Annotated in this window: 14 protein-coding genes; 12 read left to right on the plus strand and 2 right to left on the minus strand. The window is 37.7% G+C overall.

The genetic code is table 11. From position 1 onward, the window contains the following. Positions 1–48 precede the first annotated feature (48 nt). Complete coding sequence (locus tag AB3I12_RS03865; protein WP_010719609.1) at positions 49–489, plus strand: universal stress protein; 441 nt, start codon at positions 49–51, stop codon at positions 487–489. Positions 490–826: 337 nt separating this feature from the next. Then, a complete protein-coding gene (thiD, locus tag AB3I12_RS03870; protein ID WP_010737316.1) occupies positions 827–1,675 on the plus strand; it encodes a bifunctional hydroxymethylpyrimidine kinase/phosphomethylpyrimidine kinase in 849 nt (282 codons plus the stop codon). 195 nt (positions 1,676–1,870) lie between these two features. Here the strand turns inward: thiD and AB3I12_RS03875 are convergent, their stop codons facing one another. Continuing rightward, entirely contained in the window at positions 1,871–2,617 is a 747-nt protein-coding gene (locus tag AB3I12_RS03875) for a MurR/RpiR family transcriptional regulator (protein WP_034700219.1), read from the minus strand. Between the two features lie 176 nt (positions 2,618–2,793). On the opposite strand from AB3I12_RS03875, the gene pfkB reads away from it, so the two are divergent. From pfkB to AB3I12_RS03920, 9 genes are all read left to right on the plus strand, one after another. After that, a complete protein-coding gene (gene pfkB, locus AB3I12_RS03880) occupies positions 2,794–3,732 on the plus strand; it encodes a 1-phosphofructokinase (RefSeq protein WP_063626878.1) in 939 nt (312 codons plus the stop codon). Beyond that, complete coding sequence (locus AB3I12_RS03885; protein ID WP_063626880.1) at positions 3,729–5,153, plus strand: PTS fructose transporter subunit IIC; 1,425 nt, start codon at positions 3,729–3,731, stop codon at positions 5,151–5,153. The genes pfkB and AB3I12_RS03885 overlap by 4 nt, the downstream gene beginning before the upstream one ends. 11 nt (positions 5,154–5,164) lie before the next feature. Beyond that, positions 5,165–5,623, plus strand: coding sequence for a fructose PTS transporter subunit IIA (locus AB3I12_RS03890; RefSeq protein WP_063626883.1), 459 nt, complete (start codon positions 5,165–5,167; stop codon positions 5,621–5,623). Continuing rightward, the gene (gene lacD, locus AB3I12_RS03895) at positions 5,624–6,601 is read left to right on the plus strand and encodes a tagatose-bisphosphate aldolase (protein WP_063626884.1); all 978 of its coding nucleotides are present in this window, start codon (positions 5,624–5,626) and stop codon (positions 6,599–6,601) included. A gap of 358 nt (positions 6,602–6,959) precedes the next feature. Further along, positions 6,960–7,271 (plus strand): LPXTG cell wall anchor domain-containing protein, encoded by a 312-nt coding sequence (locus AB3I12_RS03900; protein WP_010737322.1) that lies wholly within the window; start codon positions 6,960–6,962, stop codon positions 7,269–7,271. Then, positions 7,268–7,927, plus strand: coding sequence for a WxL domain-containing protein (locus tag AB3I12_RS03905; protein WP_063626886.1), 660 nt, complete (start codon positions 7,268–7,270; stop codon positions 7,925–7,927). The genes AB3I12_RS03900 and AB3I12_RS03905 overlap by 4 nt, the downstream gene beginning before the upstream one ends. A 28-nt stretch (positions 7,928–7,955) precedes the next feature. Next, positions 7,956–8,666, plus strand: a complete 711-nt coding sequence (locus tag AB3I12_RS03910) for a WxL domain-containing protein (protein ID WP_010737324.1) — start codon at positions 7,956–7,958, stop codon at positions 8,664–8,666. Between the two features lie 13 nt (positions 8,667–8,679). Then, positions 8,680–9,693 (plus strand): DUF916 and DUF3324 domain-containing protein, encoded by a 1,014-nt coding sequence (locus tag AB3I12_RS03915; protein WP_063626888.1) that lies wholly within the window; start codon positions 8,680–8,682, stop codon positions 9,691–9,693. A gap of 13 nt (positions 9,694–9,706) precedes the next feature. Further along, a complete protein-coding gene (locus AB3I12_RS03920; protein WP_063626889.1) occupies positions 9,707–11,428 on the plus strand; it encodes a hypothetical protein in 1,722 nt (573 codons plus the stop codon). Between the two features lie 197 nt (positions 11,429–11,625). Here AB3I12_RS03920 and cls read toward each other — a convergent pair whose 3' ends face one another. Next, positions 11,626–13,077: a cardiolipin synthase gene (cls, locus tag AB3I12_RS03925; RefSeq protein WP_063626891.1), complete on the minus strand. Its 1,452-nt coding sequence runs from the start codon at positions 13,075–13,077 to the stop codon at positions 11,626–11,628. 350 nt (positions 13,078–13,427) lie between these two features. Between cls and AB3I12_RS03930 the strand changes: the two genes are divergently transcribed. Then, on the plus strand, positions 13,428–16,094 hold the full coding sequence (locus AB3I12_RS03930) for a cation-translocating P-type ATPase (protein WP_010719606.1): 2,667 nt from the start codon (positions 13,428–13,430) through the stop codon (positions 16,092–16,094). Positions 16,095–16,336 lie beyond the last annotated feature (242 nt).

Here is a 16,336-nt window from a genome sequence, read left to right on the forward strand (position 1 = left end):
TTCCCTTAAAATAATCGTGCTACACTGATTGTAAAGGAGGCGGTTTCAATGGCAGACACCTATAAAAATATATTAGTAGCAATTGATGGATCAGAAAAAGCAGAAAAAGCCTTTTCTGAAGCAGTTACAATTGCAAAAAGAAATCAGGCAAAGCTACACATTTTGTACGTAAACGAAGTAACGGGTAACTATTTCGGTGATTTTGCATTTGTTACAACGAACTTACAAGAGGAATTAGATGAAGTTGCAGAAAACCAAATGAAAGAGCATCGCAACTTAGCAATTGAAAAGGGACTAACAGATATCGAGACGTATATTTTGTATGGATATCCGAAAACATTGATTGCAAATTTCAATGAATCAAAGGAAAAAATTGATTTGATTGTTATGGGGGCTACAGGATTGAATGCCGTGGAACGTGTCTTAGTTGGGTCAACTACTTCTTATGTAGTCACACATGCACCGTGCAATGTGTTGGTAGTAAAATAACGTCACTCGCTAGTTAGTGAGAGGATGCTAGACCTGAGCTGTGCACTGAAGAAGCAAATAAAAAAGTAAGCCGAAGAAGCTGAGCATCATCTCGTTTATGTCAGTATTCTTCGGTTTTTTTATGCTGTATTTTGCTTATTTCATCTTTTTAACTAATTAGTAAGTGATTAGTTAAAAAGATCACTATTCTTAAGGAGATATCTTGAATATTACTAATTTGACAAAAGCTGCAATCAACAATTGTCCATCCACTACGATTTGATTCCTTAAAGTAAGAAGTGGTATAGTTGTGTAGAATAGGGAATGAGTTGAAAAAATAAAAAAGGGAATGAAGTGTATGAACGACCAATATGTACAAGTCATGACGATCGCGGGATCAGACAGTGATGGAAGTGCAGGAATGCAAGCAGATATGCATACTTTCTTTACCCGTGGCGTCTATGGTGTATCAGTTATGACGGCTTGTGTGGCAGGAAATTCTTATGGGATCGGAGCAAGTGTGACCTTACCAAGTGCGTTCATTGATAAAGAATTTTCTTTGATCGCTGAAGACTACCAAATAAGAGCGGCTAAAACAGGTATGCTAGCTGATGCAGAATTGATTGAAACAGTAGTTAAAAATTATCAACAGTATAACTTTGGTCCATTAGTGGTCGACCCGGTAATCGTGACGAAGCATGGGAATCTATTATTAGAAGAAGCTGCTTTAAGTAGTCTGAAAGAAAAACTAGTACCGTTAGCGACTGTCTTGACGCCGAATTTCTATGAAGCAGAGAAATTAACTGGAAGAACCTTAACGACAGATGAAGATTATGTTCAGGCCGCTGTTGACTTACAGGCAATGGGTGCCAAAAATGTGATGATCAAAGGATTTCATACGAAAGAAAGTAATCAAGAAGAAGTAAGAGATTATGTGTTGCTGGAATCAGGACGATCATTTTGGTTAAGTGCAGTCTTTTATCCGACAGATCGAATCAACGGTACAGGAGACACATTGTCGGCTTGCATCGCTGCAGAATTAGCGAAGGGAAAAACAGTAGAAGAAGCAATCCGAACGGCAAAAGACTACGTCAATATTGCAATTGGTGAAGAAATCATTGTCGGTCACAAGTATGGTCCCATCAATCACTGGGCAGCAGAAAAGCAACTCTCAGCAAAAAACTGTTCTTCAAAAAAGAATCAATAGCTATCTAAAAGAATCGTTTTTTTTGCTTTTGTAATTTTTCAAAATAGTATAAGTAAATCATATAAATAGCTGGTTAAAGTAACCGAGAAAGACAGAGGAGGATCATTCATTGATGATCACTCCACTGTCTTTCGTTTGTTTTATTCAAAAAAAATAAGTTCATAGAGTATGAAAGTAAACGATTCGTTTTCTCTTTTACTCGCTTGTTCTCAATGCGTATGCATCTAATAAAATACGCGCTAATATCGACAATGGGAGTCTGGATCTTACTTCGTAATCAGGAAAAAATGAACCCTCTGATTTAAACCCAACAAAAGCGATTTCAATAAATTGCATCATACTAGAGTATTGATTCGCGGTTAAGAGTACCGTCCCAATCTCTGCGTTATAACAATTTTGAGCAGCAACTACTAATTCGCTTGTTTCGCCATTTAAAGAAACAAAAATAGCAATATCTTCTTTATGTAACGTTTTACTGATATTTTTGATGATTTCAGGATCAGTGTGAAGCTCACAGTATTTGCCTGCAAGTTGAAATTTAACCATCATTTCTTGGGCGATTAATTCTGAAAAGCCACGCGCAAAAATAATGATCCGACGTGCAACTTTGATTTTTTGGATGGCATCCTCAATGTTGCCGATTTCAATCATATTGATCGTACGAGTTACTTCTTCTTCATTTTTTAAAATAGCTTTCCGAATCCCTCGATCCACTTTTTCTAAAGTAGAAAAGTTGATCGTTTGATTTCCCTTTTCTTTTAAATGGTGTTTGAAAGAAGTAAAACCTTCATAACCTTTCTTTTTCATAGTTCGAACGATGGTTGCCGTTGACACATTAGCTAATTCACTCAGTTTGATGATCGAATAATCAGGAATATCTAAAATATGTGCCTCAATAAAACGCCACAAATATTGTTCAGACTCACTTAGCTTGTTTTCCATGTATGATCCCTCGCTTGATGTATAGAATAGAAAGAAATTGTGGCACTTTTTCTGTAGAAAAGAATAAAAACAAATGTTTTCTGCTATTTGTAAAAGTTTTCATTGAATATGTTTGATTATGAAAACATTTACAATAGGCTCTGCTTCATAATAAAGGAAAGAAGGGAGGGAGTCAATTGGCCGTTTATACGTGTACGTTAAATCTAGCAATTGATTTATTTATTGAAACGGATCAATTAAATCCTTTTGTTGTAAATCGCACGAATCAAGATGATATTCAAGCGAATGGTAAAGGTGTCAATGTGTCGCTGATTTTAAAAATGTTAGGTATCGAAAGTACAGCAATGGGGATTAAAGCAGGTTTTACTGGACAATATATCGAAGATTTTTTAAAAGAAAGAAGTATCAAAACGGACTTTTTAGAAGTTCCTGGGATGACTAGGATCAATGTATTTACTCAGGTAAAACAAGAAAATGCAGAATACAAACTGGTAAACAAAGGCCCAGAATTAACGAAAAACCAAGTGATGCAATTTTTAAAGAAAATTGAGAATCTTAAAATGGGCGATTATCTTTGTGTTTCAGGAAGCTTGCCTCAAGGTGTTTCTCCAGCAGTTTTAGTCGAAATCAGTCGCATTTGTCAAAAGAATAAAGTCTTTTTGATTATTGACAGCAGCTACTCCGAAATATTGGATTGTTTACCATACCAACCGTTTTTGTTAAAGCCAAACGAAGAAGAATTGCGAATATGGTTCCAGACAGAGAGGAATACCAAAGAAGCGTATATTTTTTATGGAAAAGAGTTGTTAAAACAAGGAGCTCAAAATGTGTTAATTTCACTCGGTAGTGAAGGCGCTTTATTTCTGAATAAAGAACAAGTATTATTCGGTAATTCGCCAAAAGGAATAGTAGTGAATACCGCATGTGCGGGTGACAGTTTACTAGGGGCATTTTTAGCTGGGTGGTTGAAACAAAAAACAATTCAAGAGTCATTGAAAGAAGGGCTCGCAGCTGGGAGTTCTACGGCTTTTCGTAAAGGGTTAACCGATTTTTCGGATGTTGAGGAATTAATGACACAAATCAATGTGATTCAAGAAGAGGGGGAGAAAGTATGACGAAGTATCAACTGATTGCAGCCACTGGTTGCCCAACAGGAATTGCCCATACGTATATGGCACAAGAAGCATTAGAACAAGCAGCCAAACGAAAAGGTATTACGATCAAGGTTGAAACGCACGGACAAATAGGAGTAGAGAATGAACTGTCACATGAAGAGATTCAAGAAGCTGATGCGGTAATTGTTGCAGCAGATAAAGATGTTCAGCCAGAACGATTTGCGGGGAAACGAATCATTGATGTTTCTGTTAGTGTGGGGATTAAAGAAGCAGATCGTTTGATTGAAGAGGCGCTAGCTGGTAAAGGCTCAATTGTAACAAAAGCTCAAGTAGCCGATACGATTGAAGATGTGGACCAGCGTTCCGCTAATTCACTGGGACACAGTGTCTATAAGAATTTAATGAATGGTGTTTCACATATGCTGCCATTTGTTGTAGCCGGTGGTGTTTTAATTGCTATCTCTTTTGCTGTGTGGGGCATTTATTCCTTTGATCCGACAAATGCCCAATACAATGCAACTGCTGCAATGCTGAAAAGTGTCGGAGATGTAGCGATGGGGATGATGGTTCCTATCTTATCAGCTTATATTGCAGAAGGAATTGCCAAACGACCAGGTTTAGTAGTCGGTTTAGTAGGTGGCTTGGTAGCAAATGCAGGAGGAACAGGCTTTTTAGGGGGGATTTTATCAGGCTTTTTAGCAGGTTACTTTATTCTACTTTTGCAAAAACTATTAAAAAACTTGCCAAAGTCATTAGATGGATTGAAAGCAATTTTTCTTTATCCCGTGATTGGTGTAGCGACGATTGGGACAATTATGGCCCTTTTAGCAGAACCAATGAGAATGATCAATGAAGGAATGATGAATTGGTTAGCTAGTTTTCAACATTCTAGTCCACTTGTTTTAGGAATCATTGTGGGATGTATGTGTGCATTTGATATGGGCGGACCAATCAACAAAGCGGCGTATGTCACTGGGACCGCTTTGCTAGCGCAAGGAAATACAACCTTTATGGCAGGAGTTTCTGCTGCTTGTATTGCCCCACCGTTAATTACCGGTTTTGCGACATTGTTTTTTGGTAAATATTTTGCGACAAATGATCGAAACGCTGGTTTAGTGAACTTTATTCTAGGTTCGACACATATTACCGAAGGCGCTATTCCTTTTGCTGCCAAAGACCCATTGAAGATTTTACCAATCATGATGTTTGGATCCTCGATTGCTGCAGTTTTAACCTATATTTTCGGGGTACAAGTCCCTGCTCCTCATGGTGGATTTTTAGTATTACCTGTTGTTACACATGGGGTGAAATGGCTGATCGCTATTTTAACTGGCTCTTTAATTGGCGGCTTTTTATTAGGATTTTTGCAAAAAAGAACTGTAACTATGAAAAATAAAATCATGGTTAAATCAATAGACTAGGAGATAATAAGATGGGTTTTATCCAAGAGCAAAATATATTTTTGAATCAAACAGGTCAAACTCAAAATGATATTTTTGAGTTTTTAGCTAAGAAAACCGTTGATTTGACTATTGCAGACAATCAAAAAGAAGTATTGGAAAAGTTAATTGAAAGAGAAAATGAAGGTACTACTGGAATGATGGACGGTTTTGCGATTCCTCATGCGAAAGCTTCAGCGATTCATCACCCGGCAGCGATTATTTTAAAACTAAAAGAAAAAGTAGTGTGGCAAAGTTTGGATGGTCAGCCAATCCAATTTATTATTGCTTTGTTTGTTCCCGATACACAAGCTGATGACGCGCATTTAAAGTTATTGTCAACAGTGGCACGTTTATTGATGCGTGATGATATAAGAGCTAGTTTAAAAGAAGCCAGTTCAGCAGATGAAATAGCCAAATTACTAAATAATCAGATAGACGAGGTAGCTTAAATGAAAAAGATCAGTCAAGGGAAACGAAACCATTTAAAAAATATAGTTGATGAAAATGGAAGGATCGGTGCCTTAGCAATTGATCAACGGGGCGCATTGAAGAAACTAATTGGTCAATACAGAGAAACAAACGATCGCGATATAGTTGGTTTTAAAGAAATCGTTTCAAAGGAATTAACACCTTATGCCTCAGCTATTTTGTTAGATCCGGAGTATGGATTACCAGCAGCGAAAGATCGTGCCCATAATACAGGACTATTATTAGCTTATGAAAAAACCGGTTATGATAGTTCGCTGCCAGGACGGTTACCAGATAGTTTGAATACTTGGTCTGTAAAAAGATTAAAAGAGGTGGGGGCAGATGCCTGCAAATTTTTATTGTATTACGATGTGGATGAAAACGAAGAAATCAATGAACAAAAGAAAGCCTATATCGAAAGAATCGGCTCAGAATGTCTTGCAGAAGAACTACCATTTTTTTTAGAAATCATTTCGTACGATGCGATTTGTTCTGATACAACGACAAAAGAATATGCAAAAATAAAACCGCGAAAAGTAATTGAAGCGATGCGGGAATTTTCAAAAGAGCGATATCATGTAGATGTATTAAAAGTAGAAGTTCCTGTCAATATGAACTTTGTCGAAGGCTTTGGGAAAGAAGCTGTGTATTCAAGAGAAGAAGCTAAAGCATTCTTTCTAGCACAAAGCGCTGCAACTGAACGTCCGTTTATCTTTTTGAGTGCAGGAGTTAGCACAGAATTATTTCAGCAAACATTACGATTTGCTCATGAAGCAGGTTCTGATTTCAACGGAGTATTATGTGGACGAGCTACTTGGGCAGAAGGAGTGCCACCATTTATGAAAGAAGGCAACGAAGCTGCAGTAGATTGGTTTCAAACCATTGGAAAAGAAAAGTTACATTCGTTAAACAACGTATTAGAGCAAACTGCTTCTTCCATATTCAATAAAATTCAATAAATCTTCATTTCATAATTTTTATACTGAAAGAAAAGTATCTATATTTGAGAAGGAAGTCGAAGAGCCAAAAGTAGTTTAACTTTGGGGCTCTTCGGCTTATTTTGTTTCATGAATGACCTAGTCTCAGCTAGTTTAGTTTAACTAGTTAAAAAAAATTCAAAAACCTCAAAAAACTCTCATTGAAAATTGTATGGCATACATTTATTACGTTGCTGGGAAAAGAGGAAGCGTGTATGATTCTGGTTTGAAAAGATATAGACCTATTTTTTGTTTTTGAGTGTTCTAACTAGTCAAGAACGAAAAATCGATCCTATCTGTCATTTAATAACTATTTAAAAAGGGGAGATGCAAAATACATGTGAAGACATTTCAAAAGATTGTTTTGTATGTTTTGATTTTTTTATCGGTCCAATTATCCGTTTTAAATGATGAAGTATTTGCTTCAAGTGAAAAAAGTCAGGTGGGGATCACCTTTAAAGGGGAGCTTCCGAAAGACCCAAGTACTCTATTTTCTGCATCTGAAAAAAATCAGGTAACAAAAAAAGAAGAAAAAACACGATTTCCACAGACAAATGACCGATCCTCGTTCTTTTTAGAATGGCTGGGTTTTCTTACTTTAGTGATAGGTCTATGGCAACTGTTCAGGAAAAGAAAGAAGGAACAACAGTGAAAAAAATAATCTTAACGACTGTATTACTCAGTACAAGTTTTTTAATGGGGGCTTTAACCGTACATGCCGATGATTTAAGTGGAAAAAGTACAGCAAAAATCGGCTTGACGAAACAAGATCCTGATCATCCAGTAGGGCCGATTGACCCTCTTGATCCAGATGATAACCCATCATCGAATCAACCTACTGGTAACACAGGTGATTTGCGTATTGACTATATCTCAAATATTGATTTTGGGACTCAAATGATTTCTGGGAAGACAGAGACTTACCAAGCAACAGCACCAGCTAACATGGTCGAAGCTCAAATCTCAGATTTACGAGGAACAGGGGCTGGTTGGAATCTGCAAGTAAGCTATGATCCAGCACAATCTGGTTTTTCTTCAGCTGATCAAACATTAAAAGGGGCAGAACTCACGCTACCAGTTGGGCAAACTAAAACTGTCGCAGATAGTCAATCCGCTGCGCCTGCTACAAATGAAATCACCGTCAATGATGATGCCCAAAATATCATGTCAGCAGTGAAAGATACTGGTCTGGGTACTTGGGCAGATGAAATGACAACGTCTCAAGTGAAGTTAAAAGTTCCTTCAGGGAATTTGGCAGGAGCCTACACGGCCACTTTAGTTTGGACATTAACTGATGCACCAGCATAGTTTTAATTAAAGGAGAAATGGAATAACAATGAAAAAACAAGTACTTTATACGCTAGCAACGGCCTCATTATTTTCTACTATTTTATTATCTACGATGGTGAAAGCAGACGAAACGATTGATGATTCAACTACTTCTACTGCAAAGATCACTTTTGATGGAACCAATACCGATCCGGTCACACCAGTCAATCCTAACGATCCGGATACGCCAGTTGATCCAAATAATCCGATTGATCCAGATGATCCAGATAACCATGGAACAGGAGACAATGGTCCATTATCGATCGATTATGTTTCGAATATTACATTTGGTACCAAAGATATTGCTACGACTGGACAAGTATATCATGCAGTCAATGCTTCCCCTTATGTCCAAGTAACGGATAAGCGTGGTGTAGAAGGTGGTTGGGTTTTGACAGCCTCAGCCTCAAAATTTACAGCTAGTGACAACTCAGAATTAAAAGGAGCCATTCTTTCATTTAAAAATGGTGAAGCAGCTACTAATTCAGATAATATCAGTAAAAAACCAGTGACGAATGATGTCGTTTTTGCCAATACAGAAGCACAAACGGTCATGACAGCAGATAGTTTAGCTGGAGAAGGCACTTGGGTAGATGTCTTTAATGGAACACAAGGAGACAATGCAAATGTGCAGTTAGCGGTTCCTTCAGGATCGGCACAAGCAAAAGAATATACGGCTACGATTACCTGGACATTGACGGCAGGCCCAACGGAATAGAAAGAGGAGTAAGATGAATAAACTACGAGCATTGATTGTTTTGGTTCTTGGATTATGGGTGACTATGTCGCCAATGTCCGTCTATGCTGATTCAAATGAATCAGCATATAGCGTTAGCGCGGATATTCCAGATTTCCAAGTTGACAAGAATCTTTCGTATTTTGATTTACACCTTCAGCCCAATCAACAAAAAACAATTAAGATCCATCTAGCGAATACTGGGAAAGAAACAGCTGCTTTTCTTGTGAACGTGAATAATGCTGCAACCAATAGCAATGGTGTGATCGATTATGGAAAAAATGAATTTAAAAAAGATCCGTCAGCCAAATACGAGTTGAATCAACTAGTAAAACCCAAAACACAAGAAGTAGAATTACCTGCGGGAAAAGCTGAGGATGTTCAATTCCAGATCACCATGCCAAAAACTGCTTTTAAGGGGATCGTTCTTGGCGGGATTCACGTTAGTAAGAAGGATGACATTAGCCAAAAAGCAAAAGGAACGGCGATCCGTAATAAATATGCCTATGTCATTGGCGTTAAATTACAAAATAGTTTGGTTAAAGTGACTCCTGACTTAAAATTAAAAAAAGTCAACGTAGGATTACAAAACTCGTATACGACAATCTTTGCAAATATCCAAAATCCGACAGCTACGATCATTAGTAAGGTGGCATTTGATGCTAAAGTGACGAAAAAAGACAGTAATGAGATACTGTATGAAACGAAAAAGGAGAATTTGTCGATCGCACCCAATACAAATTTTGATTTTCCGATCGGTTTGAACAAAGACAAAATCGCTGCAGGTAACTATACAGTGACCATTGATGCAAAAGAGCAAGGAACCACTCATCGCTGGCATATGACCTCTGATTTGACAATTAAAGCTGATAAAGCAAATAAACTAAATCATGATGCTGTGACAAATGAAAAGGGAATCCCTTATTTATCCCTCATTATCGGAATTGGACTATTTCTTGTGCTGATCATTTTATTTTTAAGTTGGAAATTACTGAAAGCAAAAAGGTAGGTGAGCTAGTCAAATGGATGCAAAAAAACAATTAAGACAAGAGCTCTTTATCTTTTTATTCTTTTTTTGTTTTTTGATCACTCTTTTCTTTTCTACTACTTCGGTGTTAGCGGATGTTACTTATCCAGAAAAGACGGAAGGACTCATTTTTGATGGGCATGTAAAAGCAACCATTTCTTATACAAAAGATCATGCACCTAATTACACATCTGTAGGCGATAAAATTACTGTCACGACGACTTTAGAAAAACAGGACGAAGGAATTCTGCCAGATGTGTACAAGCAGTCTTCTGTCGTGATTTTATATCCCGAAGAAACTCAAGGGCTAAAATTATTCGGGGATCCAGCCTTTACTTATCAGCCAATGAATGGGGAAAATCAAACAGGTGCCTTTATTGATAGCAATACACAGTTGCAATCAACGATGTTGTGGTATTTTAATACGAATGTAAAAATATTATATTCAGACGATATCACATATAACGGTAGGATGACCCAAATCTCTGACTCAGGTTTTACAGATGGAAACTACGACGATCAATATTCCTTACAAAAATTATTGCTTCATCAAGGGGATAAAGTGTCATTATCTTACCAAGCGGAGATCACAAAAGAAGCACTAACGAAAAGTAAATTTACTTTTCATACAGCTATTTTCGATAGTCAGACAGCTACGATTGACTGGAATAATTTCCTAACAGTATCAGCGCCAAAGATTCAAGAACTAGGCCTTTCTTTTGATGAAGCAACAAAAAATAAGCAAATCACTGTTTCAGATGAGCAGTCCTACCAAACAACATTGACAGGAAATTGGGTGGGCGATCAAAGCAATCTTTCTCCTGACTTGACGATCAATGGGCAAACGATCCCAGTATCAGTAACAGATTTTAAGGAAGACGGGACGTTTTCAATTCCTGTTGATTTGAAAAATCATGGGAAATTAGGAGATAATGCAGTTCATCTTAAGATCACTAACGGCACGCAAGTAGCTGAAGATGATGCAGTGCTATCACTTGTTCAAGCAGACACACCACCAGAGGTCAAACTATTAGAACCCACAAGTGAAGTCACGGTTTCACCGACCGATCAGTCACTAGTGATCAAAGGTCAATGGAAAGATAAAGAAAGTGAGAGTATCCGTGTTTTCTATCAATTAAATGGTACGGAAAATGTTTTAGTAGATTCTATTAGTAATGAAAAGAAAGATACGTGGACAGATTTTTGTCAAAAACTCCCACTAGATCAGCTCCAATTAGGAGAAAACCACGTAGAAATTTATGGAAAAGATGCGGAAGGACAGGTTTCTGAAAAGGAGAAATTGATTATCCAATTGGTTCAAGGAACGATTTCATTTAAACAGATTGATCCAGAGATGTTATTTCAAGATTTAGTGATCACAGGGCAAACGAGCCAATCAACGACACAAAAAGCAGTGAATGTGATAGTAGAGGATACAACAGGCAAGCCAAAGGATTGGGATTTAACCGTTAAACAAGTTCAACCGTTTAGTAATGGAGATCAAAAGTTAGCGGCTCAGTTAGCCTATCAAAATGACTCGGTCCGTTCAGTGATTTCAACGACACCTGTCAATCTTTCATTAAGACAGATCAATGATAGGGAGTATTCTTTACCTCAAGACCAAGATCATCAATTCCAACTAACAGTTGCTCCAGGAGGGAAAAGTGGGGTATATCAATCTGAATTAGAATGGACTATCGTAAAAGCTCCTGGATAGAGTCATTTTTTGATAAGAGACTTACTTCATTTTTCCGCTAGCAATTTTCGATGTTTCCTAATAAGCAATAGTTAAACATAAAGAAATAAGCCGAGAAATCCAGAAACAAAAAATGTTTCTGAAGCTCTTGGCTTTTTTTGTGGCTCAAGGAAAAAACACTAGTTTCTCATATTTTGTAAGTCTTTCCTGCGTATGATTTATAAGATAGGTGAAAACAAACGAGAAATTTGTTGTTTGAATAACAACCAGCCAGACATTTCTTTGACTGTTTCTGTGGTCATCGGTGTACATTGTTTTTCATCTTGTAAAAATTGATCTGCTAACTGGGTTAAAAAGGCTGGATCATAAATGACAGCACTGGTTTCGAAGTTCAACCGATAACTTCGAACATCTTGATTGGCAGAGCCCACCATACAAATTTCATCATCCATGATCAATGTTTTCGCATGTAAAAAACCATTCTCATAAACCAAGATTTGAACGTTTTCTTTGATCAATTGACGTGCATAATATTGGGTTGCTCGGTAAATAAACGGATGATCAGGTTTATTAGGAATCATGATCTTGACCTCTACGCCAGAAGAAGCGGCAATTTTTAAGGCAGCGATCACACTTTCATCTGGAACCAGGTAAGGTGTTTGAATCCATACCCGTTTTTTAGCAGCTGTGATCAATTTAATAAAGGATAATTTAATTTGTTCACGTTCGTTGTTAGGACCGCTTGATACTAGTTGAATCGAAGTATTTTTATGCTTGTCGTCTTTCCCAAGTTCTTTTTGAAAAAAGTAATCAAGATGATAGGCAACCTTCTTTTGTTCGGGTACTGAAACATTCCAATCCGTTAGAAAACGTAGCTGTAATAATGAAGCAGCAGCGCCATAGATTCGAATATGAGTATCACGCCAATAACCAAACTTTTTGGTTGGATTGACATATTGATTGGCGATGTTAAAGCCACCGGTATAGCCGATTTTACCATCGATCACGACGATTTTACGATGGTCGTGATAATTTAAGCGGAATCGAAGTAATGCTCTTTGTGACGTGACGAATGTGTGGACGTGACCACCATTTTGGATCAAACGGTTAAAGTCTTTCGGTTTAGTGCCGTGTGAGCCAAACGCATCATATAATAAGCGGACTTCAACCCCTTCAGCAGCTTTTTCTTCAAGTAATGTCAAGATTTGTTGTCCGATGTTGTCCGTGACGAATGCATAATATTCGATATGAATCGAATGCTTTGCCTGCCGAATATCACTTAATAGAGAAGTTAACTTTTGTTGACCATCTGTTAATAAAGTGACGGAATTACGTCGGGTTAATGGCATGCGATTCAAAGAAGAGAAGAAGTCAACAAATTGTTGATGCTCTTCATTATCCATGACGGGATCATAGTGATCGATCGTATCTCCTTTGAAATCTTGAAAATTTTCTAGTTCTTTCAAGTCGCTTTGTCTCAAATAAAATTTTTTCTTATCAGTCAATCCGCGACCGAAGAAGAGATATAGGATAAATCCAAGACCTGGAAGAGCAAATAGTACGAGCAACCACGCCCAGATTGCAGCTACGTCACGAGGTTTGATTAAAATAGTTACTAAAGCAATTAGTGCATTGATGAAATAAAGGATCGTGAGAATAGTGATAACCAAAATAGCTTCCTCCTTATTTAGAATAACAAACAGTATTATATCATGAGAATCCTTAGAATCCTAAATTTGAAGTTGCAGAGATTATAAAGTGATTTGAAAAAATAAAGAACCAAAAGGCAAAGTGGTTGCAATTTTCTATTCATTCATGTAGGATAAGAATATAGTTGAATATCTCCTTAGGGGAGTAACCGACAACGTTTGTTGTGATAATATCAACAGTAAGTTAACCATTTGGTTTTCTGGTATTGTATGAAATGGTGAGACCTAAGACAAATCCGCATTTGTCTTAGGTCTCTTTTTTTTCAGTCAGAAAACTTTTTGGTAACGAAAAACAAAATGGGGGATGGAATTTGGAAAACAAAGAACAGGCTCAGCAAGTTGTCTATAAAGAACCAATTGACTCGCTGATGCAAAAAACACAGAGCTCAATCGATGGTTTGAGTACATCACAAGCAAAAGAAAAGTTAGAAAGAGACGGATTGAATCAGTTAAAAGAAGCACCTAAGAAGCCAACGTGGAAATTGTTTTTAGAAACATTTAAAGATGCAATGGTTATTGTCTTGTTGATTGTCGCTTTGATTCAAATGGTCATGGGAGATTATATCGAATTTTTCGTTATTTTTGCCGTATTGATGTTGAACTCCGTGATTAGTGTGATCCAAACGAAGAAAGCAGAAGGTTCTTTAGAGGCATTGAAAAATCTTTCTGCACCTGATGCACGTGTGATTCGTGATGGAAAAGAAAAAACGATCCCTGCGAATGAACTGGTTGTAGGAGATATCGTTTTATTGGAAGCAGGAGATTATGTCCCTGCCGATGGTCGGTTGTTAGAAGCTGGATCATTGAAAGTGGATGAAGGGATGCTAACTGGTGAATCGACAGCATCGGAAAAAGAAGTAACTGATATTAGTCAGACAGTGCCGATTGGTGATCGTATCAACATGGTATTTAGTGGAACAATCATTACTTATGGTCGTGGGAAATTCTTAGTTACCGCTACTGGAAATAACACAGAAATCGGTGAGGTGGCAGGGTTACTTGAATCAACAACTGAACAAGTAACACCACTACAGCGTGGATTAGATAAATTTAGTAAGAAGTTAAGTTTAGCGATTTTAGCTTTATCGTTAGTTATTTTAGGTATCCAATTGTTCCGAATCTATCTTGGCGGCGGCACAGGTGATTTAACTGCTGATATCGTTAGTGCAGTAATGTTTGCAGTCGCTGTTGCGGTTGCTGCCATCCCAGAAGCATTACAATCAATCGTAACGATCGTTTTATCCTTGGGAACCAATAAAATGGCGAAACGACATGCTATTATCCGAAAATTACCAGCAGTGGAAACACTGGGTTCGACTAGTATTATTTGTACAGATAAAACTGGGACATTGACCCAAAATAAGATGACGGTAGTTGATTATTATCTAGCGAATGGTTCGACTGGAGATTTTACCGATGATCCAAAAAAATGGACAGACGATGAAAGACGCTTGATTGAAATCAGTGTATTAGCCAATGATGCTTCCATCAGTGAAGATGGTACGAAACTTGGAGATCCGACAGAGGTAGCGTTTATTGATTTTAGTGAAAAATTGAATCAACCGTATCAAGAAATCCGTAACAACTATCCAAGAAAAGCTGAATTACCATTTGATTCTGACCGAAAATTAATGTCGACTGCTCATAACATTGATCAGGGACACTATCTTTTTGTTAAAGGTGGACCAGATATCGTGTTTGCTCGCAGTAAAAAGGTCTTGCTAAATGGTGAAGTTGTACCAATGACAGAGGAATTGATGAAACAATTCAAAGAACAAAATGAAGCTTTCTCAAACAAGGCATTGCGTGTTTTAGCCTTTGCTTATCGCCCAATTGAAAGTCCAGAGTTGTCATTTGAAGATGAAAATGACTTGATTCTAGTTGGATTACTTGCCATGATTGATCCTCCAAGAGCAGAAGTCACACAAGCAGTTAAAGAAGCTCGAAGCGCTGGAATTAAAACGATTATGATCACTGGAGACCACAAAACGACTGCTGTTGCGATCGCGAAAGAAATTGGGATCTTTGCAGAAGGAGATCAAGCACTTACAGGGACAGAGTTAGATGAATTGACCGAAGATCAATTAAACGAAGTCTTGGAAAAAGTGACTGTGTACGCACGTGTATCTCCTGAAAACAAGATCCGAATCGTACGTGCATGGCAAACAAAAGGACACATTTCTGCGATGACAGGCGATGGTGTTAATGATGCTCCGGCCTTGAAACAAGCGGATATCGGTATTGCCATGGGTACGGGTACGGATGTATCGAAAGATGCGGCAGCGATGGTCTTGACTGATGATAACTTTGCTTCAATCGTTAGTGCCGTAGAAGTAGGACGTAATGTTTTTGATAATATCAAAAAGGCGATTGCCTATTTATTCTCTGGAAACTTAGGTGCGATCATTGCGATTGTCTTCGCTTTAGTTGCTGATTGGTCCAATCCATTTACAGCATTACAATTATTGTTTATCAACTTAGTCAACGACTCATTACCAGCGATTGCTTTAGGAACAGAAAAAGCCGAACCAGCTACAATGAAACGTCCACCAAGAGATCCAAATTCAGGAATCTTTACCGATAAAACATTGATCTCGGTTACTTATCGAGGCGTATTAATCGGTATCGCAGTCATTTTTGCGCAATGGTTAGGAATGCAACATTCGCCAGAATTTGGCGTAGCAATGTCGTTTTCTACATTGATCTGGTGTCGAACATTACAAACATTCCCTGCGCGTTCTAACACACAAACAGCGATCCAAGCAGGTTTCTTCGCAAATCGAAGCGTATTGTTAGCTGTTGTAGTATGTAGTGCATTGTATTGCTTGACGATGATCCCAGGCTTGAAAGAAGTCTTTTCAATTCCAGCAGCATTTGGTTTGACAGAAGTCTTTACGTCAATCGGGATTGCCTTAGTAACGATCATTTTAATGGAAATCACAAAACTGATCCTTGTACACGTACAAAAAGAGAAATAAAAAGGAATACCTGGGATAATTTTTTGATGTGCTATTCAAAAGTTAATAGCAGAGTATTTCACCAACTGGCTGGTATGGCTTCGGGATTCAACCGAATGTATACCAGCCAGTTTTTTGTTCAATGACATCTTTATTCTTTACTTGATGATAGCTGTCTAATATACATAGTGAAGAACTATATCGGCAATTTAAAAATTTGGCTCTGATGAGATAGAAAGAAAGGAAAACACATGTGAATCATG

It is taken from the genome of Enterococcus sp. C65 (assembly GCF_040887165.1).
Lineage (GTDB): Bacteria > Bacillota > Bacilli > Lactobacillales > Enterococcaceae > Enterococcus_B > Enterococcus_B hirae.

Bases quoted from the DNA above. Each gene is read 5' to 3' on its own strand.
- AB3I12_RS03920 (WP_063626889.1), top strand. From the start codon at position 9,707: ATGGATGCAAAAAAACAATTAAGACAAGAGCTCTTTATCTTTTTATTC.
- AB3I12_RS03885 (WP_063626880.1), top strand. From the start codon at position 3,729: ATGACGAAGTATCAACTGATTGCAGCCACTGGTTGCCCAACAGGAATT.
- AB3I12_RS03915 (WP_063626888.1), top strand. From the start codon at position 8,680: ATGAATAAACTACGAGCATTGATTGTTTTGGTTCTTGGATTATGGGTG.
- AB3I12_RS03875 (WP_034700219.1), bottom strand. From the start codon at position 2,617: ATGGAAAACAAGCTAAGTGAGTCTGAACAATATTTGTGGCGTTTTATT.
- AB3I12_RS03865 (WP_010719609.1), top strand. From the start codon at position 49: ATGGCAGACACCTATAAAAATATATTAGTAGCAATTGATGGATCAGAA.
- lacD (WP_063626884.1), top strand. From the start codon at position 5,624: ATGAAAAAGATCAGTCAAGGGAAACGAAACCATTTAAAAAATATAGTT.
- AB3I12_RS03910 (WP_010737324.1), top strand. From the start codon at position 7,956: ATGAAAAAACAAGTACTTTATACGCTAGCAACGGCCTCATTATTTTCT.
- AB3I12_RS03890 (WP_063626883.1), top strand. From the start codon at position 5,165: ATGGGTTTTATCCAAGAGCAAAATATATTTTTGAATCAAACAGGTCAA.
- thiD (WP_010737316.1), top strand. From the start codon at position 827: ATGAACGACCAATATGTACAAGTCATGACGATCGCGGGATCAGACAGT.